This is a genomic window from Streptomyces sp. NPDC057854 (assembly GCF_042797055.1).
Lineage (GTDB): Bacteria > Actinomycetota > Actinomycetes > Streptomycetales > Streptomycetaceae > Streptomyces.
In genome coordinates this window covers 62693-80998 of the sequence record NZ_JBHVMF010000026.1, presented here as the reverse complement: position 1 = coordinate 80998, position 18306 = coordinate 62693, and the positions used below count along the sequence as shown (strand labels likewise).

General features: G+C 73.9%; 18 protein-coding genes. 12 read left to right on the top strand and 6 right to left on the bottom strand.

Annotation, left to right across the window (positions count from 1 at the left end; genetic code table 11):
* Positions 1–27: 27 nt before the first annotated feature.
* Positions 28–459, top strand: coding sequence for a RidA family protein (locus ACFVQZ_RS30495; protein WP_036415222.1), 432 nt, complete (start codon positions 28–30; stop codon positions 457–459).
* Between the two features lie 18 nt (positions 460–477).
* Here the strand turns inward: ACFVQZ_RS30495 and ACFVQZ_RS30490 are convergent, their stop codons facing one another.
* A complete protein-coding gene (locus ACFVQZ_RS30490; RefSeq protein WP_030495637.1) occupies positions 478–1683 on the bottom strand; it encodes a saccharopine dehydrogenase NADP-binding domain-containing protein in 1206 nt (401 codons plus the stop codon).
* 230 nt (positions 1684–1913) lie between these two features.
* Between ACFVQZ_RS30490 and ACFVQZ_RS30485 the strand changes: the two genes are divergently transcribed.
* The 4 genes from ACFVQZ_RS30485 to ACFVQZ_RS30470 are packed head-to-tail and all read left to right on the top strand — an operon-like array spanning position 1914 to position 7706.
* Entirely contained in the window at positions 1914–3080 is a 1167-nt protein-coding gene (locus ACFVQZ_RS30485) for a CaiB/BaiF CoA-transferase family protein (protein ID WP_030495638.1), read from the top strand.
* Positions 3077–4228 (top strand): acyl-CoA dehydrogenase family protein, encoded by a 1152-nt coding sequence (locus ACFVQZ_RS30480; protein ID WP_030495639.1) that lies wholly within the window; start codon positions 3077–3079, stop codon positions 4226–4228. The genes ACFVQZ_RS30485 and ACFVQZ_RS30480 overlap by 4 nt, the downstream gene beginning before the upstream one ends.
* Before the next feature lie 44 nt (positions 4229–4272).
* Complete coding sequence (locus tag ACFVQZ_RS30475) at positions 4273–5487, top strand: acetyl-CoA C-acetyltransferase (protein WP_383627937.1); 1215 nt, start codon at positions 4273–4275, stop codon at positions 5485–5487.
* Between the two features lie 44 nt (positions 5488–5531).
* Entirely contained in the window at positions 5532–7706 is a 2175-nt protein-coding gene (locus tag ACFVQZ_RS30470; protein ID WP_383627935.1) for a 3-hydroxyacyl-CoA dehydrogenase NAD-binding domain-containing protein, read from the top strand.
* Here the strand turns inward: ACFVQZ_RS30470 and ACFVQZ_RS30465 are convergent.
* From ACFVQZ_RS30465 to ACFVQZ_RS30455, 3 genes are read right to left on the bottom strand one after another with little or no spacing between them, the layout of a single operon-like run.
* Positions 7693–8430 (bottom strand): MerR family transcriptional regulator, encoded by a 738-nt coding sequence (locus tag ACFVQZ_RS30465; RefSeq protein ID WP_030495642.1) that lies wholly within the window; start codon positions 8428–8430, stop codon positions 7693–7695. The two genes, ACFVQZ_RS30470 and ACFVQZ_RS30465, sit on opposite strands and share 14 nt — an antisense overlap.
* A gap of 52 nt (positions 8431–8482) precedes the next feature.
* Positions 8483–9022 (bottom strand): Clp protease N-terminal domain-containing protein, encoded by a 540-nt coding sequence (locus tag ACFVQZ_RS30460; RefSeq protein WP_030495643.1) that lies wholly within the window; start codon positions 9020–9022, stop codon positions 8483–8485.
* Complete coding sequence (locus ACFVQZ_RS30455) at positions 9022–9231, bottom strand: helix-turn-helix domain-containing protein (RefSeq protein WP_030495644.1); 210 nt, start codon at positions 9229–9231, stop codon at positions 9022–9024. The genes ACFVQZ_RS30460 and ACFVQZ_RS30455 overlap by 1 nt, the downstream gene beginning before the upstream one ends.
* An 86-nt stretch (positions 9232–9317) precedes the next feature.
* Here ACFVQZ_RS30455 and ACFVQZ_RS30450 point away from each other — a divergent pair, with 86 nt between their 5' ends.
* Both ACFVQZ_RS30450 and ACFVQZ_RS30445 read left to right on the top strand, forming a co-directional pair.
* Positions 9318–9803: a macro domain-containing protein gene (locus ACFVQZ_RS30450; RefSeq protein ID WP_030495645.1), complete on the top strand. Its 486-nt coding sequence runs from the start codon at positions 9318–9320 to the stop codon at positions 9801–9803.
* Between the two features lie 44 nt (positions 9804–9847).
* Positions 9848–10360, top strand: coding sequence for a hypothetical protein (locus tag ACFVQZ_RS30445; protein ID WP_036415225.1), 513 nt, complete (start codon positions 9848–9850; stop codon positions 10358–10360).
* A 10-nt stretch (positions 10361–10370) separates the two neighbouring features.
* Here ACFVQZ_RS30445 and sph read toward each other — a convergent pair whose 3' ends face one another.
* Positions 10371–11360 (bottom strand): sphingomyelin phosphodiesterase, encoded by a 990-nt coding sequence (sph, locus tag ACFVQZ_RS30440; RefSeq protein ID WP_383627931.1) that lies wholly within the window; start codon positions 11358–11360, stop codon positions 10371–10373.
* A 172-nt stretch (positions 11361–11532) separates the two neighbouring features.
* On the opposite strand from sph, the gene ACFVQZ_RS30435 reads away from it, so the two are divergent.
* Positions 11533–12024: a hypothetical protein gene (locus tag ACFVQZ_RS30435; RefSeq protein ID WP_063835331.1), complete on the top strand. Its 492-nt coding sequence runs from the start codon at positions 11533–11535 to the stop codon at positions 12022–12024.
* A gap of 139 nt (positions 12025–12163) precedes the next feature.
* The gene (locus ACFVQZ_RS30430; RefSeq protein WP_383627929.1) at positions 12164–13030 is read left to right on the top strand and encodes an oxygenase MpaB family protein; all 867 of its coding nucleotides are present in this window, start codon (positions 12164–12166) and stop codon (positions 13028–13030) included.
* Between the two features lie 24 nt (positions 13031–13054).
* Here the strand turns inward: ACFVQZ_RS30430 and ACFVQZ_RS30425 are convergent, their stop codons facing one another.
* Positions 13055–14575 carry a M1 family metallopeptidase gene (locus ACFVQZ_RS30425; protein WP_383627927.1) on the bottom strand — a complete coding sequence of 507 codons (1521 nt, stop codon included), beginning with the start codon at positions 14573–14575 and terminating at the stop codon, positions 13055–13057.
* A gap of 206 nt (positions 14576–14781) precedes the next feature.
* Between ACFVQZ_RS30425 and ACFVQZ_RS30420 the strand changes: the two genes are divergently transcribed.
* The 3 genes from ACFVQZ_RS30420 to ACFVQZ_RS30410 all read left to right on the top strand — a co-directional run bounded on the left by ACFVQZ_RS30420 (position 14782) and on the right by ACFVQZ_RS30410 (position 18270).
* Positions 14782–16095, top strand: a complete 1314-nt coding sequence (locus ACFVQZ_RS30420) for a M14 family metallocarboxypeptidase (protein WP_383627925.1) — start codon at positions 14782–14784, stop codon at positions 16093–16095.
* 117 nt (positions 16096–16212) lie between these two features.
* Complete coding sequence (locus ACFVQZ_RS30415; protein ID WP_030495651.1) at positions 16213–16518, top strand: hypothetical protein; 306 nt, start codon at positions 16213–16215, stop codon at positions 16516–16518.
* A 114-nt stretch (positions 16519–16632) separates the two neighbouring features.
* Positions 16633–18270, top strand: a complete 1638-nt coding sequence (locus ACFVQZ_RS30410) for an ABC-F family ATP-binding cassette domain-containing protein (RefSeq protein ID WP_383627922.1) — start codon at positions 16633–16635, stop codon at positions 18268–18270.
* Positions 18271–18306 lie beyond the last annotated feature (36 nt).

Here is an 18306-nt window from a genome sequence, read left to right as displayed (position 1 = left end):
GGGGCGCGCCCGGGGAAAGAAGACGGGATGGAGCTGAACACCACACCCCGACGCCTCGTCTCCTCCGGCTCCCCGCTGGAGCCGCAGATCGGCTTCTCCCGCGCGGTACGGCACGGCCCGTACGTCTCCGTGGCCGGCACCGCGCCGATCGCGCCCGACGGCACCACCACCGCGCCCGGCGACGTCTACGCCCAGACCGTGCGCTGTCTCGACATCGCCGAGGCGGCCCTCCGCGAGGCCGGCGCCCGCCTGGAGGACGTCGTCCGCACCCGCGTCCTGCTCACCGATGCCACCGCCTGGCGCGAGGCGGCCCGCGCGCACGGCGAGCGGTTCGCCGCCGTCCGCCCCGCCTGCACCTTCATGGAGGTGTCCCGCTTCATCGACCCGGAGTGGCTGGTCGAGATCGAGGTGGACGCCGTGGTCGTCGACCACAGCGCCCCCGACATGATCGGCTGGTGAACCCCGCGCCGGGACGGCTCAGTCCTGGTGGGCCACCCGGAAGCGGAGGCCCGCGGCCCGCAGCCGGGCGATGAGCGCGTCGCCCATCGCCACCGCCGTCGTGACCTGGCCCGCCGTCTCCGGCAGCGGGTCCAGGGCCAGGCAGAGCGCCGACTCGGCGAGCATCTTCGCCGTCTCGTCGTAGCCCGGGTCGCCGCCCGACACCTCGGTGAGGACCCGCCGCCCGCCGCCCTCGCCGACGAAGCGGACCGTGAACCAGCTGCGGGCGCGCCGCTCGGCGGACGGGCCCGAGCCCGCTGCGTACCGGTCCATGAGCCACCGGCGCACCGGCGGCAGCTGGGCCGCGGCGACGGTCGCGCCGAGCGCCGCCGTGCCGCCGAGCGCCATCGGGAGGGTCTTCACCGAGGCGTAGTGGCGGTAGCGGAAGTCGGGGCCGTACCGGTCGAGCGCGGCGGCCGAGCGGGCCACCACCCGCGGGTCCAGCGTCGGCAGCGGCAGCGCCCAGGTGCCCGTCTCGGGGCTGAACCGGGGGGTGCCCAGCGGCGCCCGGGCCCGCCGGCCCACCAGCCGGGGCGCGTGCATCCGGCGCTCGCGGGCGGCCCGCAGGATCTCCGGGCCGCGTCCGAAGGCGGTGAGCGCGGAGGCGAAGGTGCCGCCGGAGAAGGCGGCGCCGGCCCGCACGTAGCCGTCGACGCGCAGCGGTACGCCCTCCGGCAGCCGCTGCACGGTGAAGAGCACGCCGAGGTCGTGCGGGATCGAGTCGAAGCCGCAGGCGTGCACCAGCCGGGCGCCGGTCTCCCGGGCGCGGGCGTCGTGGCGGACGTACACGCGGTCCACGAACTCGGCCTCGCCGGTGAGGTCGAGGTAGTCGGTGCCGGCCTCGGCGCAGGCGGCGACCAGGCCGTCGCCGTACCGCACGTAGGGACCGACGGTGGAGGCGACCACCCGGGCCGACTCCGCGAGCGCGCGCAGCGCGACGGGGTCGCCGGAGTCGGCGACGAGCAGCGGGAGCCCCGCGAGGTCCGGCCGGCCGGCGGCGAGCCGGTCCCGCAGCGCCGCCAGCCGGTCCCGGGAGCGCCCGGCGAGGGCCCAGCGGCACCCGGCGGGCGCGTGCGCGGCCAGGTACTCCGCGGTGAGCTCGCCGACGAACCCGGTCGCGCCGAACAGGACCACGTCGTACGGCCGTCCGGCGCGGTCCCGTCCCGCGTCCGTCCCAGTCTCCATCGAGCCCCCACTCCGTCGTCATCGGGTCGCGCCGCGCGCCGCCGCCGTTCACCGGCCGGCGCGGCGCGCCGCCGGCGCCTCATGTCGCGGCGCCGTCGGCGGAGGATAGCGGACCCGCCCGGCCCGGCGAATTTCCAAGCGCTTGCTCGGCCCGGGGGCTTGTGCCGAGTGGAACACGTTCCTAGCATCTCCGGTGTTACATCATTGGTGTCACACACTCTGGGGGCGCGATGGGCACGACGCAGACCGAGCGGACCGGCCCGCTCGCCGGCCTCCGGGTCGTGGAACTGGCCGGCATCGGCCCCGGCCCGTTCGCCGCCATGCTCCTCGCCGACCTCGGCGCCGACGTCGTCCGCGTCGACCGCCCCGGCGGCGCCGGCCTCGGCGTCGACCCCGCGAAGGACCTCACCAACCGCAACAAGCGCTCGGTGATCGTCGACCTCCGGCTCCCCGAAGGCCCCGGCACCGTCCTCGACCTGGTCGCCCGCGCCGACGTGCTGATCGAGGGCTACCGCCCCGGCGTCGCCGAACGCCTCGGCGTCGGCCCCGACGCCTGCCTCGCCCGCAACCCCCGGCTCGTCTACGGCCGGATGACCGGCTGGGGCCAGGACGGCCCGCTCGCCCCCACCGCCGGACACGACATCGGCTACATCGCCCTCACCGGCGCCCTCGGCATGATCGGCCCCGACCCGGACGGCCCCCCGGTCGTCCCCGCCAACCTGGTCGGCGACTACGCCGGCGGCTCCCTCTACCTCGTCGTCGGCGTCCTCGCCGCCCTCCAGCACGCCCGCGCCCACGGCGAGGGCCAGGTCGTCGACGCCGCCATCGTGGACGGCACCGCCCACCTCACCACCATGATCCACGCCATGCTCGCGGCCGGCGGCTGGCAGGACCGCCGCGGGTCCAACCTGCTCGACGGCGGCTGCCCCTTCTACGGCGTGTACGCGACCTCCGACGGCGGCCACATGGCCGTCGGCGCCCTGGAGCAGCGCTTCTACGACGAGTTCGCCCGCCTCCTCGGCCTCGGCGACGCCCTGGAACTGCGCGGCGACCTCGCCCGCTGGCCCGAGCTGCGGGAGGCCGTCGCCGCCCGCTTCCTGACCCGCACCCGGGCCCAGTGGACCGAGGTCTTCGAGGGCACCGACGCCTGCGTCGCCCCCGTCCTCTCGCTCCGCGAGGCCCCCGCGCACCCGCACCTCGCCGCCCGCGGCACCTTCACCGACCACGGCGGCCTGGTCCAGCCGGCGCCCGCACCCCGCTTCTCCGCCACCCCCGGCACCCTCCGTACCGGCCCCGCCCTGCCCGGCGCCGACGCCGCGTCCGTCGCCCGCGACTGGGCCGTCCCCGCCCTGCGCCCCCAGGACGCCCCGCACACCCAGGAGTCGAAGACCGCATGAAGCGCACCCTCTACACCGAGGACCACGAAGCCTTCCGGGCGACCGTCCGCACCTTCCTGGAGAAGGAGGTGCTGCCCCACTACGCGCAGTGGGAGAAGGACGGCATCGTCTCCCGCGACGCGTGGCGAGCCGCCGGCCGCCAGGGCCTCCTGGGCATCGCCGTCGACGAGGAGTACGGCGGCGGGGGCAACCCCGACTTCCGGTACGCCTCCGTCCTCGCCGAGGAGTTCACCCGGGCCGCCGCGCCCGGCCTCGCGATCGGCCTGCACAACGACATCATCGGCCCGTACCTCACCAAGCTCGCCACCGACGAGCAGAAGCGGCGCTGGCTGCCCGGCTTCTGCTCGGGCGAGATCATCACCGCCATCGCGATGACCGAGCCCGGCGCCGGCTCCGACCTCCAGGGCATCCGCACCACCGCCGAGGACCGAGGCGACCACTGGGTCCTCAACGGCTCCAAGACCTTCATCTCCAACGGCATCCTCGCCGACCTGGTGATCGTCGTCGCGAGGACCACCCCCGAGGGCGGCGCCCACGGCCTGTCCCTGCTCGTGGTGGAGCGCGGCATGGAGGGCTTCGAGCGCGGCCGGAACCTCGACAAGATCGGCCAGAAGGCCCAGGACACCGCCGAACTGTTCTTCACCGACGTCCGCGTCCCCAAGGAGAACCTGCTCGGCGAGCTGAACGGCGCCTTCGTGCACCTGATGACCAACCTGGCGCAGGAGCGGCTGGCCATCGCGGTCGCCGGGATCGCCGGCGCCGAACACCTGCTGGAGCTGACCACCACGTACGTCAAGGAGCGCGAGGCGTTCGGCCGGCCGCTCGCCCGGCTCCAGCACGTGCGCTTCGAGATCGCGGAGATGGCCACCGAGTGCGCCGTCACCCGCGCCTTCGTCGACCGCTGCATCGAGGAGCACGCCGACCCGGCCGGGCTCGGCCTCGATCCCGTCCACGCCTCCATGGCCAAGTGGTGGGCGACCGAGCTCCAGAAGCGCGTCGCCGACCGCTGTCTGCAACTGCACGGCGGATACGGCTACATGAGCGAATTCCCGGTCGCCCGCGCCTTCACCGACGGCCGCATCCAGACCATCTACGGCGGCACGACGGAGATCATGAAGGAGATCATCGGCCGCTCCCTCCTCGGCTGACCCGCACCCCTCCTGAGCAACCCCTCACCGTTGAAAGGCTTCCCGTGAGCACCGAAGCGTACGTGTACGACGCGATCCGCACCCCGCGCGGACGCGGCAAGGCCAACGGCTCCCTGCACGGCACCAAGCCCATCGACCTGGTCACCGGCCTGATCCGCGAGATCCAGACCCGCAACCCCGGCCTCGACCCGGCCGCGATCGACGACATCGTCCTCGGCGTCGTCGGCCCCGTCGGCGACCAGGGCTCCGACATCGCCCGGATCGCGGCCATCGCCGCCGGACTGCCCGACACCGTCGCCGGCGTCCAGGAGAACCGCTTCTGCGCCTCCGGCCTGGAGGCGGTCAACATGGCCGCCATGAAGGTCCGCTCCGGCTGGGAGGACCTGGTCCTCGCCGGCGGCGTCGAGTCCATGTCCCGGGTGCCGATGGCCTCCGACGGCGGCGCCTGGTTCGCCGACCCGATGACGAACCTGGAGACCAACTTCGTCCCCCAGGGCATCGGCGCCGACCTCATCGCCACCATCGAGGGCTTCTCCCGCCGCGACGTCGACGAGTACGCCGCCCTCTCCCAGGAGCGGGCCGCCACCGCCTGGAAGGAGGGCCGCTTCGCCCGCTCGATCGTCCCCGTCGTCGACCGGGCCGGGCTGACCGTCCTCGACCACGACGAGTTCATGCGCCCCGGCACCACCGCCGACTCCCTCGCCAGGCTCAAGCCGTCCTTCAAGGACATCGGCGAGCTCGGCGGCTTCGACGCGGTCGCGCTCCAGAAGTACCACTGGATCGAGGAGATCGACCACGTCCACCACGCCGGCAACTCCTCCGGCATCGTCGACGGCGCCTCCCTCGTCGCCGTCGGCTCCAAGGAGACCGGCGAGCGGTACGGGCTGACGCCCCGCGCCCGGATCGTCGCCGCCGCCGTCTCCGGCTCCGAGCCCACCATCATGCTCACCGGCCCCGCCCCGGCGGCCCGCAAGGCGCTCGCCAAGGCCGGTCTCACCATCGACGACATCGACCTCATCGAGATCAACGAGGCGTTCGCCGCGGTCGTCCTCCGATTCGTCAAGGACATGGGCGTCTCCCTGGACAAGGTCAACGTCAACGGCGGCGCCATCGCGCTCGGCCACCCGCTCGGCGCCACCGGCGCGATCATCCTCGGCACCCTCGTCGACGAGCTGGAGCGGCAGGACAAGCGCTACGGCCTCGCCACCCTCTGCGTCGGCGGCGGCATGGGCATCGCCACCGTCGTCGAGCGCGTCTGACCCCCCGTCCGCACCCCCACACCGGCCACCGGAGAAGCATCAGCATGAGCGAGAGCACCACCATCCGCTGGGAGCAGGACGCCACGGGGATCGTCACCCTCGTCCTCGACGACCCGAACCAGTCCGCCAACACCATGAACCAGGCGTTCCGGGCGTCGATCACGGCCGTCGCCGACCGCCTGGAGGCCGAGAAGGACTCCGTCCGCGGCATCATCTACACCTCAGCGAAGAAGACCTTCTTCGCCGGCGGCGACCTCAAGGACATGATCCAGGCGGGCCCCGAGCACGCCCAGGACATCTTCGACGCCGCCATGGAGATGAAGCGCGCGCTGCGCCGCATCGAGACCCTCGGCAAGCCCGTCGTCGCCGCGATCAACGGCGCGGCCCTGGGCGGCGGTTACGAGATCGCGCTCGCCTCCCACCACCGGATCGCGCTCGACGCGCCCGGCTCCAAGATCGGCCTGCCCGAGGTCACCCTCGGCCTGCTGCCCGGCGGCGGCGGCGTCACCCGCACCGTCCGGCTCATGGGCATCACCGACGCCCTGCTCAAGGTCCTCCTCCAGGGCACCCAGTACAACCCGAAGCGCGCCCTCGACAACGGCCTGGTCCACGAACTGGCGGCCACGCCCGAGGAGATGATGGCCAAGGCCATCGCCTTCATCGACGCCCACCCGGAGTCCGCCCAGCCCTGGGACGTCCCCGGGTACAGGATCCCCGGCGGCACCCCCTCGAACCCGAAGTTCGCCGCCAACCTGCCGGCCTTCCCGGCCAACCTGCGCAAGCAGCTGAACGGCGCCCCCTACCCGGCCCCGCGCAACATCATGGCCGCAGCCGTCGAGGGCTCCCAGGTCGACTTCGAGACCGCGCAGGTCATCGAGTCCCGCTACTTCACCGAGCTGGTCACCGGCCAGACGGCGAAGAACATGATCCAGGCGTTCTTCTTCGACCTCCAGGCCGTCAACTCCGGCGCCAGCCGCCCCCAGGGCGTCGAGAAGGGCCAGGTCCGCAAGGTCGCCGTGCTCGGCGCCGGCATGATGGGCGCCGGCATCGCCTACTCCTGCGCCCGCGCCGGCATCGAGGTCGTCCTCAAGGACGTCACCGACGAGGCCGCCGCCAAGGGCAAGGGCTACTCCGAGAAGCTCTGCGCCAAGGCCGTCGCCCGGGGCCGCACCACCCAGGAGAAGGCCGACGCCCTGCTCGCCCGCATCACCCCGACCGCCGACCCGCAGGCGCTGGCCGGCTGCGACGCGGTCATCGAGGCCGTCTTCGAGGACACCGCCCTCAAGCACAAGGTCTTCCAGGAGATCCAGCACGTCGTCGCGGACGACGCGCTGCTCTGCTCCAACACCTCCACCCTGCCGATCACCGTCCTCGCCGAGGGCGTCGAGCGCCAGTCCGACTTCATCGGCCTGCACTTCTTCTCGCCGGTCGACAAGATGCCGCTGGTCGAGATCATCAAGGGCGAGCGCACCGGCGACGAGGCCCTGGCCCGCGCCTTCGACCTGGTCCGCCAGATCAACAAGACGCCGATCGTCGTCAACGACTCGCGCGGCTTCTTCACCTCCCGCGTCATCGGCCACTTCCTCAACGAGGGCGTGGCGATGGTCGGCGAGGGCATCGAGCCCGCCTCGATCGAGCAGGCCGCGGCCCAGGCCGGCTACCCGGCGAAGGTCCTCTCCCTGATGGACGAGCTGACCCTCACCCTCCCGCGCAAGATCCGCAACGAGACGAAGAAGGCGGTCGAGGAGGCCGGCGGCACCTGGGCCACCCACCCCGGCGAGGCCGTCATCGACCGCATGGTCGACGAGTTCGGCCGCCCCGGCCGCAGCGGCGGCGCCGGCTTCTACGAGTACGGCGAGGACGGCAGGCGCGGGAAGCTCTGGCCGGGCCTGCGCGAGCACTTCACCAAGCCCGGGTACGAGATCCCCTTCCGCGACATGCAGGAGCGGATGCTCTTCGCGGAGGCCCTGGACACCGTCCGGCTGCTGGAGGAGGGCGTGCTGACCTCGGTCGCCGACGCCAACATCGGCTCCATCATGGGCATCGGCTTCCCCGCCTGGACCGGCGGCATCCTCCAGTACGTCAACGGCTACGAGGGCGGCGTCGCCGGCTTCACCGCCCGCGCCCGCGAGCTGGCGGAGACGTACGGCGAGCGCTTCGCCCCGCCCGCCCTCCTGGTGGAGAAGGCCGAGCGCGGCGAGACGTTCACGGACGCCTGAACGCGGAGCGCAGCTCCTCGCTCAGCGACCGCTGGAACGCGGTGACGAGGGCCTGGACCACGATCGGCTGCATGTGCGCGGACAGCGACTTCATGGCGGTCAGGTGGTCCGGGTCCTCCCCGCTCTCCCGGTACGGGTTCCACACCTGCTCCTGGAAGAGCCGGGCCAGCTCCTGGGCGGCGGACCGGGCGTGGTCGAGCAGCACGGTCCGCGAGGCCAGGATGGCGTCCTGCTCGATGGGCACGTCCAGCATCTCGACCCCGAGCCGCAGCAGCGACGCGTCGAGCCGGAACACCTCCGGATCCTCGCCGGCCTCCACCACGCCCATCGCGGCGAGCCGCGCGAGGTCCCGGTCGGTCAGCTCCCGCCCGGCCCGCCGCCCCAGCTCCCGCCGGGTGATCGTCTCGGCCGCCTCGGGCGCCCAGGACGCCACCAGCGCCCGGTGCACCGCGAGGTCCTGCGCGTTCAGGTCGTCCGGCAGCTGCTCCAGATACCGCTCGATCGCGGCGAGCGTCATGCCCTGCCGCTGGAGCTCCTCGATGAGCGCGAGCCGGGCCAGGTGCTCGGGGCCGTACCGCCCGACCCGGCGGGGCCCGATCTCCGGCGGCGGCAGCAGCCCCCGCGTCCCGTAGAACCGCACGGTCCGCACCGTGACCCCGGCCCGCGCGGCCAGCTCGTCGACGGTGTACCCGGGCGGCAGTCCCTCGTCGCTCGCGTCCTCCATGGTGGAACAGTATTGCTGTCTCACCACCGCTGTAAAAGCCCCCCGCGACGGCTCAGAGCGCGCTGTCCACGGCCGCGTAGGTGACGCCGTGGTCGGCCAGCGCCTCGGCGACGACCCCGCCGGCCGAGGTGAGGGCGAGGAGCAGGTGCTCGTCGCCGATCTCGCGGTCCTTGCGGGCCAGCGCGACCCGCAGCGACCGCTCCAGGACGCCCTTCGCCTCCCGCGAGAAGGTGGTCCGCCGGCCGGACCGCCGGCCGGCGCCCTTCCGGTCGCCCGCCAGCGCCCCCGCGCCGTGCGCCTCCTCGACGCGGGCGACGATCGCGCCGACGTCGATGCCGAGCCCGGCCAGCGCCTCCGTGTCCGCCCGGGACAGCCCGGCCCGCCGCCGGGCACCGGCGAGCGAGGCGAGCAGCGCCGGCCGCCGCTCCGCCGGGCAGAGCCGCCCCAGCACCTCCGCCGCCCGGGTGTCCTCCCGGTCGAGCAGCGCCATCAGCAGGTGCTCGGGCGTGACGACCGGGTCGCCGCCGCGCTCCGCGTGCTCGGCGGCGCCCTTCACCACGGCGCGCGCGGCCTTCGTGAACCGCTCGAACATCACTGCCTCCCGTACTTCTTGTGGACGGCCTGCCGGCTGACACCCAGCTCGGTGGCGATCTCCTGCCAGGACCACCCCTGGGCACGCGCGGCGCGCACCTGGACGGCCTCCAGTTGCTCCAGCAGCCGCCGCAGAGCGGAGACGGCCCGCAGCCCCACCCGGGGATCACGGTCCCCCGCCCGCGCGGCGAGATCGGTCGCATCGGTCATGGTGTCAATCTAGGTTGACACCCGGATCGTGTCAACCGTGGTTGACGCGATCCGGCGATGTCGGTGCCGCCGCCTACGGTGCCCCCATGGCAGAGATCACGTACGTACGGGGCGACGCCACGGCCCCCCAGGGCAAGGGCGTCCGGATCATCGCCCACGTCTGCAACGACCTGGGCGGCTGGGGCAAGGGCTTCGTGGTCGCCGTCTCGCGGCGCTGGCCGGAGCCGGAGGCGGCCTACCGCCGCTGGTACCGGGAGCGGGCGTCCAACGACTTCGGGCTCGGCGCGGCGCAGTTCGTCCAGGTGTCGCCGTACCTCTGGGTGGCCAACCTGATCGGGCAGCGCGGGATCCGCACCGGGCGGAGCAGTGGCGTCCCCGTGCGGTACGAGGCGATCGACGCGGCCCTCGGGCGGCTCGCGGACAAGGCCGTCGAGCTGGGCGCGTCCGTGCACATGCCGCGGATCGGCTGCGGCCTCGCCGGCGGGCGCTGGGAGCGGGTGGAGCCGATGGTGCGGGAGCGGCTGGTGGCGCGGGGGATACCGGTCACCGTGTACGACTTCGGCGGGAGCTAGAGTCGGCGGCCGGTCCGCGTCGGCGGAGGGAACAGGGGAGTGGGATGTACGCGCAACTCAGGGAGACGGCCGCGGAATTGGCCCGCATACTGTGGCGGGAGCACACGGTGTACCGGGAGCGGGGCGGCGGCGTCGTGATCCGCGGCGAGCACGTGCGCCGCTGGATCAGCCTCGCCCCGACCGGCGGCAAGGACCGGGCGCTGCTGCGGGCCGGCCGGCTGCTCGACGGGGGGACCACGGCGCCGGCCCGCACCGAGGTGGTGGTGGACCTGACGGCGCCGGTCGCCGAGCTGGCCACCGTCTGCCGGCGGATGCTCGCCGAGGTCGCCGCCGCGGCCGAGCCGGCCGCCCCCTCCACGGGACCCTCGCGCGCCGGACGCCCCGCGAAGAAGGCGAAGAAGGCGAAGAAGGCGAAGAAGGCCGACAAGAAGGCTGCGAAGAAGGCCGAGAAGGCCAGGAGCCGGCACACGGGTGCCGGCTCCTGGGTGGTGCTGCTGCTGGTCGGCCTGGCCGTCGCCGCCTGGGCGTACACCCTCTTCGGCGGCCCCGGTCTCTGACCCCGGAGGATCAGAAACCGGTCACCGGGTAGTGGTCGGAGAGGTTGGTGTACGTGTACGAGGTGCCCCAGCTGGACACCGTCCACGGCGCGCTCGACTCCAGTACCACGTGGTTCGTCCAGTTCGCCGGGCGGGCGTGGCCGGCCCGGTACAGGACGTAGTCGAGGTCCTCGCGCGGGTCGTCCGGGTACCGCTCGGCCGCGATCGAGTTCAGCTCGGTGTCGAAGGAGTACGGGTGGCCGGTGCGCGCGTCCGCGCCGGCGAGCCCCGCGTCGGCGAGCATCGTGGCGTACTCGGGGGTGCGGGAGTCGACGTTCAGGTCGCCGGCGACGATCACCTGCTCGTCCGCCGGGATGTTCTTGGCGTCCAGGAACGCGTCCATCGCCTTGAACTGGCGGCTGCGCATCTGCGCCGCCTCGCCCGCCGAGCAGCCCGGGTCGGTGGACTGGGCGTGGGTGCCGACGACGTGGACCCGGCTGCCGTTCACGTCCAGGACCGTGTAGACGAAGCCCTTGTTCGAGTACCAGTCGGAGCCGCAGGCGTCCTTGTAGACGTACTGCTCCTTGCGGACGATCGGCCACTTGCTGAGGACGGTCACCCCGCCGTCCTCGGGCGTGGTCGCCGAGTACGCGCCGCCGGTCGCGTCCCAGCCGGTCTTCGAGCGGCCCATGACGGGGGTCTGGTGCGGGTAGGCCGCGGCGGCGGTCGCCTTGAGCAGGTCCGAGGAGGAGTTGTCGAACGCCTCCTGGACCACCACCACGTCCTGGCCCTGGAAGAACGGGGCCGCGGGGATCGCCCGGGCCCGGTGGTCCTGCCCCCAGTTCGGGTACAGGGTCTTCGAGAAGAGGAAGGCGTTGTACGAGAGCACCTTCAGGCGCGGCGCCTCGGCGGTGGCGGCGGAGGAGGCGGAGGCGGCCGGGGCGGTGGCCGCCAGGGTGGCGGCGGCGAGCGCCAGCGAAAGGGCGGCACCGGGGATGCGGCGGAACGCGCGGAGGGGCACGTGAACTCCCGTCGAGAGGTGGGGGGTTGGACTCGGCGCGGGACATACAACCAGCCGTGGTTACCTTCCGGTAGCCTTCAGGTGCCGGGAATCTGGACCGCGTCGGTCGAGCGCGCCAACGATCACCGGGGTGTACGATTCGCCGCTTCGGGGACCAGGTAGAATGCGCGCCATGACGACCCTCGCCTCCAATGCCAAGATCTTCAACATGGACCTCGGTCCGCTCAACCCCGTGCTGGCTGAGCTGATCCTCGGTTTCGCCGTGTTCTTCCTGACCTTCTTCTTCCTGGCGAAGGTCATCCTCCCGAAGATCAAGCGCACCATCGAGGAGCGCGAGGACGCCACCGAGGGCGCCACCGGCCGCGCCGACGACCTGCGTGCCGAGGCCGCGGAGATCCGCGCCCAGTACGAGGCCGAGCTCGCCGAGGCCCGCCACGACGCCGCCCGCATCCGCGCCAAGGCCGTCGAGGAGGGTTCCGCCGCCATCGCCGCCGCCCGCGCCGAGGGCCAGGCCGAGCGCGACGCCCTGCTCGCCGCCGGTGGCGCGAAGATCGCCGCCGAGCGCGAGGCCGCCGAGCGCGAGCTCAACGCCGACGTCGACGCCTGGGCCCGCGCCCTCGCCGGCCGCATCGTCGGCGAGCCGGTCGGCGCCGACCGCGCCTGATCCGCGACCCGCACCACCACGCCGGGGCCGCACCCGGGGCGAGAGCCCCCGGGAGCGGCCCCGGCGTCGTCGTACCGCCCCCCGGGTGCACCCTGGAGGGGCCGCCACCGAGGCGAGAGAGAGGCACGGGCACCCCCGCATGACCACCACCGACGCCATCCCCGACCCCGCTCCGCCGCCCCCCGGGGGCGTCCTGTGGAGCGTCGCCGGCGACGTCCGCGCGCTGCTCATGCTTCCGGCCGCGCTCACCATGCAGGTCGCCCACCCGGCGATCGGCGCCGGGGTCGACGAGCACTCCGTCTTCCGCACCGACCCCTGGGGCCGCGGCGAGCGGTCGCTGTGCTCCGTCCAGCTGTGGGTCTACGGCGGCGATGAGGCCGCCGCCGAGGGGCGCCGGCTGCGCAGGCTGCACCGGGACATCCAGGGCATCGACGCCCACGGGCGGCGCTACCACGCCCTCACCCCCGCCTACTACGCCTGGGTCCACGCCACCGGCTACCCCGTCTACCGGCACGGCCTCGCCCTGCTGCACCGCCCCCTCACCGAGGCCCAGGACCGCAGGCTGTACGCGGAATGGCTCCAGGTCGGCCGGATCCTCGGCATCCGCGACCGGGACATGCCGCAGACCGTCGAGGAGTTCTGGCCGTACTACCGGCGGGTCCTCGCGGAGGAGCTGGAGGCCACCGCCGTCGTCCGCGAACTGCTCGACCCGGACGCCCCCGTCCCCGCCCCCGACCGGGGCCCGCTGCTCCTCCAGCTCGTCCTGCGCCCCCTGTGGCCGCTGCTCCGCCGCCCCTTCCAGCGGATCCGCGCCTTCCTCACCGTCGGCCTGATGCCGCCGGACGCCCGCGCCGCGATCGGCCTCGCGTGGTCGCCGGAGCAGGAGCGGGCGCTGCGCCGCCTCGCCCTGGTTGTCCGGGCCGTCGTCCCGGTCCTGCCCGAGCGGCTGCGCTATCTGCCGCTCGCCCGGCGCGCCAGAGAGGCCGCCCGCCGCGCCGTGCGCTGACGGACGGCCTCCCCGGACGGCGGCTCAGTGGTCCCGGTGCTCGTGGACCGTGTTCGTCGCCGCGATCTTCTTCCACGACTTCGGCTGCACCGGCTTCCCGGCCTTCGCCCGCGCCGAGGGAGCCGCCTGCGTCGCGGCGGCCGGGGCGACGGGACCGGTCGCCGGCTTCGACGGCTGGTACAGCCAGGTGTCGAAGAGCGCCGTCAGCGGCTTGCCGGAGACCTCCTCGGCGTACCGCACGAAGTCCGCGACCCGCGCGTTGCCGTGCGCGAACCGCTGCGGCCAGCCCTTGAGGAGCGTGAAGAAGTCCTCGTCGCCGATCTCGTTCCGCAGCGCCTGGAGCGCCAGCGCGCCCCGGTCGTACACGGCGATGTGGAACTGGTTGTCCGGGCCAGGGTCACCCGGCTTCACCGTCCAGAACGGGTCCTCGGCCGTCCGCGTGGCGTACACGTAGTCCGCCAGCTCCTGGGCCGTGCCCTCGCCCTCCTTCTCCGACCACAGCCACTGGCTGTAGCGGGCGAAGCCCTCGTTGATCCAGATGTCCTTCCAGTCGCGCACCGAGACGCTGTCGCCGTACCACTGGTGCGCCAGCTCGTGCACGACCACCGACACGTTCGCGCCGTTCGCGAACTGGCGCGGGCTGTAGAACGGCCGGGTCTGGGTCTCCAGCGCGTAGCCGCTGGTCACGTTCGGCACATAGCCGCCGAGCGCGTTGTAGGGGTACGGGCCGAAGATCCCCTCCAGCCACTCCGCGACCTCGGCGGTCCGCTCGATCGACGCCCGCGCGGCCCCCGCGTTGTCGCCGAGGTCCTTGCTGTACGCGTTGAGGACGGGCAGCCCGTTCGCCGTCCGGTCCGTCGTGATGTCGAACTTGCCGACCGCGAGCGTGGCCAGATAGGTGGCCTGCGGCTTGTTCGAGCGCCAGGCGAAGCGGGTCCAGCCGAGCCGCGACGACTGCGACTGGAGCACCCCGTTGCTGATCGCCTGGGTGCCGTCCGGCACCGAGACGGACACGTCGAAGGTGGCCTTGTCGCGCGGGTGGTCGTTGGACGGGAACCACCAGGCGGCCGAGTCGGGCTCCTGCGCGGCGACACCGCCGTCCGGGGTGCGGTGCCACGCCGACCAGCCGTCGACCTTGAACTCGGACGGCTTGCCCGCGTAGCGGACCACCACCGTGATCTGCTTCCCCTTCGGCAGCGGGACGGCCGGCACGACCTCCAGCTCGTGCACCCCGGTCGCGGTGGCCTTCGCGAGCCGCCCGTCGACCCGGACCTCGGTCGTCCGCAGCCCCAGGTCCAGGTTGAACCGGGACAGGTTCTGCGTGGTGGTCGCCAGGATCGTCGCCGTGCCCTCCAGGAGGTCGGTCGCCGGCTGGTACTTCAGCCGCAGGTCGTAGTGGGAGACGTCGTAGCCGCCGTTGCCGCTCGCCGGGTAGTACGCGTCGCCGATGCCCGGCGCGCCCGGGACGTAGTCGGCCGCCGTTGCCGGGATCGCCAGCAGCAGAGAGGCCGCGAGGGTGCTCGGGACGATGAGTCTGCGGTGCACGGATTGCTCCCCAAGTCGTGAGAGACGTCAGACGCGTGGGTGGGCGTCGGTCCTTGGTCCGGGACTCTATGAACCACGTGGCGCACGGTCACGTAAAGAGCGCCTTCCGTCACATGATCGCCATTCGGCCGACACGAACCGCCCGTTCACCCGTTTCCCGTACGCGCTCTTCCGTCCCGGCGGGCCCGGCGAGTACGTTCCGCCCCATGCCGAAGCGACCGCGTGCCGTCCGCCGCGCCCTGGCCCTCGCCGCCGGGACCGCCGTGCTCGGACTGCCCCTCGTCACCGCCCCCGCGAAGGCGGCCGGCCCCGCCGGCGTCCCCGCCCCGCCCCGGACCGGATTCGAGACGAGCGGCGGCGTCCGCTGGACCACCGAGGCGGAGGCGCGGGACTTCCTCGCCGCCGTCGACCGGGCCTCCGACCGGGTCACCGTCACCACCGTCGGCACCAGCGGACAGGGCCGGCCGCTGCGTCTCGCCGCCCTCGGCCCCGCCCGCGGCGCCCCCGTCACCGTGCTGCTCGTCTGCGGCCAGCACGGCGACGAACCGGCCGGCCGGGAGGCGTGCCTCACCGCCGTCCGCGACCTCGCCCTCACCCGGGACCCCGGGACCCGGCGCCTCCTCGCCCGCACCAGCGTCCTCGTCGTGCCCGACGCCAACCCCGACGGACGCGAGGCCGGCACCCGCGGCAACGCCGCCGGCGTCGACGTCAACCGCGACCACCTGGCGCTGCGCAGCCCCGAGGCCCGCGCCCTCGCCGCCGTCCTCCGCGACCGGCGCCCCGACCTCGTCCACGACCTGCACGAGTACGACCCCACCCCCGGGTTCTACGACAAGGACCTGCTCACCCTCTGGCCGCGCAGCCTCGACACCGACGCCCGCGTCCACGCCGAGTCCCGCGTCCTGTCCGAGGAGTACGTCCGCCCCGGCGCCGCCCGCGCCGGACGCACCCACGGCGTCTACGGCATCTGGACCGACCCGCTCACCGGCCGCCCGGTGCGGCAGGTCGCCGGCGACGGACAGGAACGCATCCTGCGCAACACGGCCGGAATCAAGCACATGGCCGCCCTGCTCGCCGAGACCCGCGAGGACCCGCTCGGCGAAGCCGAGGAACGCGACCCGGCCCTCTCCCAGCGCCGCCGCGTCGCCACCCACCTCACCGCGCTGAAGGACGTCCTCGCGTACGTCTCCGAGCGCGGCGGCCCGCTCGCCGCGGCCACCGCCGCCGCCCGCCGCACCGGCTTCGCCGACCGCGGCCCCGTCTTCCTCGGCGGCGCCGACAACGACCCGCCCGAGCCCGCCGAGGTCCTGGCCGACCCGCCCTGCGGCTACCGCCTCGACGCCGCCGGCCTCGCCGAGGCGGGCGACGAACTCGCCCTGCACGGCGTCACCGTGCTCCGCGAGCCGGGCGGCGGCGCGTTCGTCCCGCTGCGCCAGTCGCACCGGCTGCTGGTCCCGCTGCTGCTCGACGGCCGCGCCGCCCACCCCCTCGTCCGTGCGCGTCCCGTGGAGGAATGCTGAGGATCGGGTGGGTACGGCGGGTCGCGTCCGTTCGGTCCCTTCCGGGACGCGTAAAGTTACCCGTCGGTACTGACCATGCCTCAGACGGGCCCGCACGGCCCCGACTTGGAGAAACACATGCACCACGCGACGCCACTGCGCCGCCTCCTGCCCGCCCTGCTCGCCACGACGCTGCTCGCCGGGGGCGTGCTGCTCGGACAGACCGCCGCCGCCCCGACGGCCGAGGCCGCCGTCAGCGGCACCTGCCACCCGGAGCAGCTGCGGCGCCAGGCCCACGTCGAGCGCAACCGCGCCGCCGAGCTCAAGCGCCTCGGCGCCCGCGAGGACGCCCGCCGCGCCTACGCCCGCGCCGACGCCCTGGAGCGCCGCGCCAAGCAGTGCGAGCGCGCCGACGAGGTCGTCGCCCCGCCGTTCGGCAGGTGACCACCGGCGGGGCACACCCGCCACCGCGCCGACGGCCCCCGTCCCTCCGGACCGGGGCCGTCGCCCGTTCCCGCACGTCACCGGCTCCGCCGCCCACGTAGGATGCGAGGTCTGATGACTGCCACCCTCGTCGCCAAGGACCTCGCCGCCGGCCACGGCGAGCGCACCCTCTTCGCCGGCCTCGACCTCGTCGTCGCCCCCGGCGACGTCATCGGCCTCGTCGGCGTCAACGGCGCCGGCAAGTCCAGCCTGCTGCGGCTGCTCGCCGGACTCGACACCCCCGAGGAGGGCGAGGTCCGGCTCTCCCCGCCGGCCGCGACCGTCGGCCACCTCCCGCAGGAGCCCGAGCGGCGCCCCGGGGAGACCGTCCGTGAGTTCCTGGCCCGCCGCACCGGCGTCGCCGCCGCCCAGATCGCCATGGACGAGGCCACCCAGGGCCTCGTCGACGGCACCCCCGGCGCCGACGACGCGTACGCCACCGCCCTGGAGCGCTGGCTGGACCTCGGCGGCGCCGACCTCGACGAGCGCGCCGAGGAGGTCGCCGCCTCCCTCGGCCTCACCGTCGGCCTTGACCAGCCCATGACCGGCCTCTCCGGCGGCGAGGCCGCCCGCGCCGGCCTCGCCTCCCTCCTCCTCTCCCGCTACGACGTCTTCCTCCTCGACGAGCCGACCAACGACCTCGACCTGGACGGCCTGGAGCGCCTGGAGACCTTCGTGCAGGGCCTGCGGGCCGGCACCGTCGTCGTCAGCCACGACCGCGAGTTTCTCACCCGCACCGTCACCAAGGTCCTCGAACTCGACCTCGCCCAGCAGCGGATCACCCTCTACGGCGGCGGCTACGACGCGTACCTGGAGGAGCGGGCCACCGCCCGCCGGCACGCCCGCGAGGAGTACGAGGAGTACGCCGACAAGAAGTCCGCCCTGGAGAGCCGCGCGCTCATGCAGCGCAACTGGATGGACAAGGGCGTCCGCAACGCCCGCCGCAAGGCGACCGACAACGACAAGATCGGCCGCAAGCTGCGCGGCGAGGCCAGCGAGAAGCAGGCCGCCAAGGCCCGCCAGACCCAGCGCATGATCGAACGCCTCGACGTCGTCGACGAACCCCGCAAGGAGTGGGAGCTGCGGATGGAGATCGCCGCCGCGCCCCGCTCCGGCGCCGTCGTCGCCACCCTCCGCGACGCCGCCGTCCGCCGCGGCGACTTCTCCTTCGGGCCCGTCTCCCTCCAGATCGACTGGGCCGACCGGGTCGCCGTCACCGGCGCCAACGGCGCCGGCAAGTCCACCCTGCTCGCCGCCCTCCTCGGCCGCCTCCCGCTCGACTCCGGCCACGCCGCCCTCGGCTCCGGCGTCGTCGTCGGCGAGGTCGACCAGGCCCGCAAGCTCTTCCACGGCACCGAGACGCTCCTCGACGCGTTCTGCGCCGCCGTCCCCGACACCGAACCGGCCGACGTCCGCACCCTGCTCGCCAAGTTCGGCCTCAGGGCCGACCACGTGCTGCGCCCGGCCACCACCCTCTCGCCCGGCGAACGCACCCGCGCCGCGCTGGCCCTCCTCCAGGGCAGGGGCGTCAACCTCCTCGTCCTCGACGAGCCGACCAACCACCTCGACCTGCCCGCCATCGAGCAGCTGGAGTCCGCCCTCGACGCCTACGAGGGCACCCTCCTCCTGGTCACCCACGACCGCCGCATGCTCGACGCGATCCGCGTGAACCGCCGCGTCGAGGTCGCCGACGGCAAGGTCACCGAACTCTGACGACACCCCGCACGACCGCCCCCGCCCGCGCGGGCG

What these genes read in the sequence shown, in the direction of transcription:
- ACFVQZ_RS30480 (WP_030495639.1), top strand. Translation starts at nt 3,077, where the DNA reads ATGAAGCGCACCCTCTACACCGAGGACCACGAAGCCTTCCGGGCGACC.
- ACFVQZ_RS30435 (WP_063835331.1), top strand. Translation starts at nt 11,533, where the DNA reads ATGACGACCCTCGCCTCCAATGCCAAGATCTTCAACATGGACCTCGGT.
- ACFVQZ_RS30415 (WP_030495651.1), top strand. Translation starts at nt 16,213, where the DNA reads ATGCACCACGCGACGCCACTGCGCCGCCTCCTGCCCGCCCTGCTCGCC.
- ACFVQZ_RS30465 (WP_030495642.1), bottom strand. Translation starts at nt 8,430, where the DNA reads ATGGAGGACGCGAGCGACGAGGGACTGCCGCCCGGGTACACCGTCGAC.
- ACFVQZ_RS30450 (WP_030495645.1), top strand. Translation starts at nt 9,318, where the DNA reads ATGGCAGAGATCACGTACGTACGGGGCGACGCCACGGCCCCCCAGGGC.
- ACFVQZ_RS30470 (WP_383627935.1), top strand. Translation starts at nt 5,532, where the DNA reads ATGAGCGAGAGCACCACCATCCGCTGGGAGCAGGACGCCACGGGGATC.
- ACFVQZ_RS30445 (WP_036415225.1), top strand. Translation starts at nt 9,848, where the DNA reads ATGTACGCGCAACTCAGGGAGACGGCCGCGGAATTGGCCCGCATACTG.
- ACFVQZ_RS30410 (WP_383627922.1), top strand. Translation starts at nt 16,633, where the DNA reads ATGACTGCCACCCTCGTCGCCAAGGACCTCGCCGCCGGCCACGGCGAG.
- ACFVQZ_RS30430 (WP_383627929.1), top strand. Translation starts at nt 12,164, where the DNA reads ATGACCACCACCGACGCCATCCCCGACCCCGCTCCGCCGCCCCCCGGG.
- ACFVQZ_RS30455 (WP_030495644.1), bottom strand. Translation starts at nt 9,231, where the DNA reads ATGACCGATGCGACCGATCTCGCCGCGCGGGCGGGGGACCGTGATCCC.
- ACFVQZ_RS30460 (WP_030495643.1), bottom strand. Translation starts at nt 9,022, where the DNA reads ATGTTCGAGCGGTTCACGAAGGCCGCGCGCGCCGTGGTGAAGGGCGCC.
- ACFVQZ_RS30490 (WP_030495637.1), bottom strand. Translation starts at nt 1,683, where the DNA reads ATGGAGACTGGGACGGACGCGGGACGGGACCGCGCCGGACGGCCGTAC.
- ACFVQZ_RS30420 (WP_383627925.1), top strand. Translation starts at nt 14,782, where the DNA reads ATGCCGAAGCGACCGCGTGCCGTCCGCCGCGCCCTGGCCCTCGCCGCC.
- ACFVQZ_RS30485 (WP_030495638.1), top strand. Translation starts at nt 1,914, where the DNA reads ATGGGCACGACGCAGACCGAGCGGACCGGCCCGCTCGCCGGCCTCCGG.
- ACFVQZ_RS30495 (WP_036415222.1), top strand. Translation starts at nt 28, where the DNA reads ATGGAGCTGAACACCACACCCCGACGCCTCGTCTCCTCCGGCTCCCCG.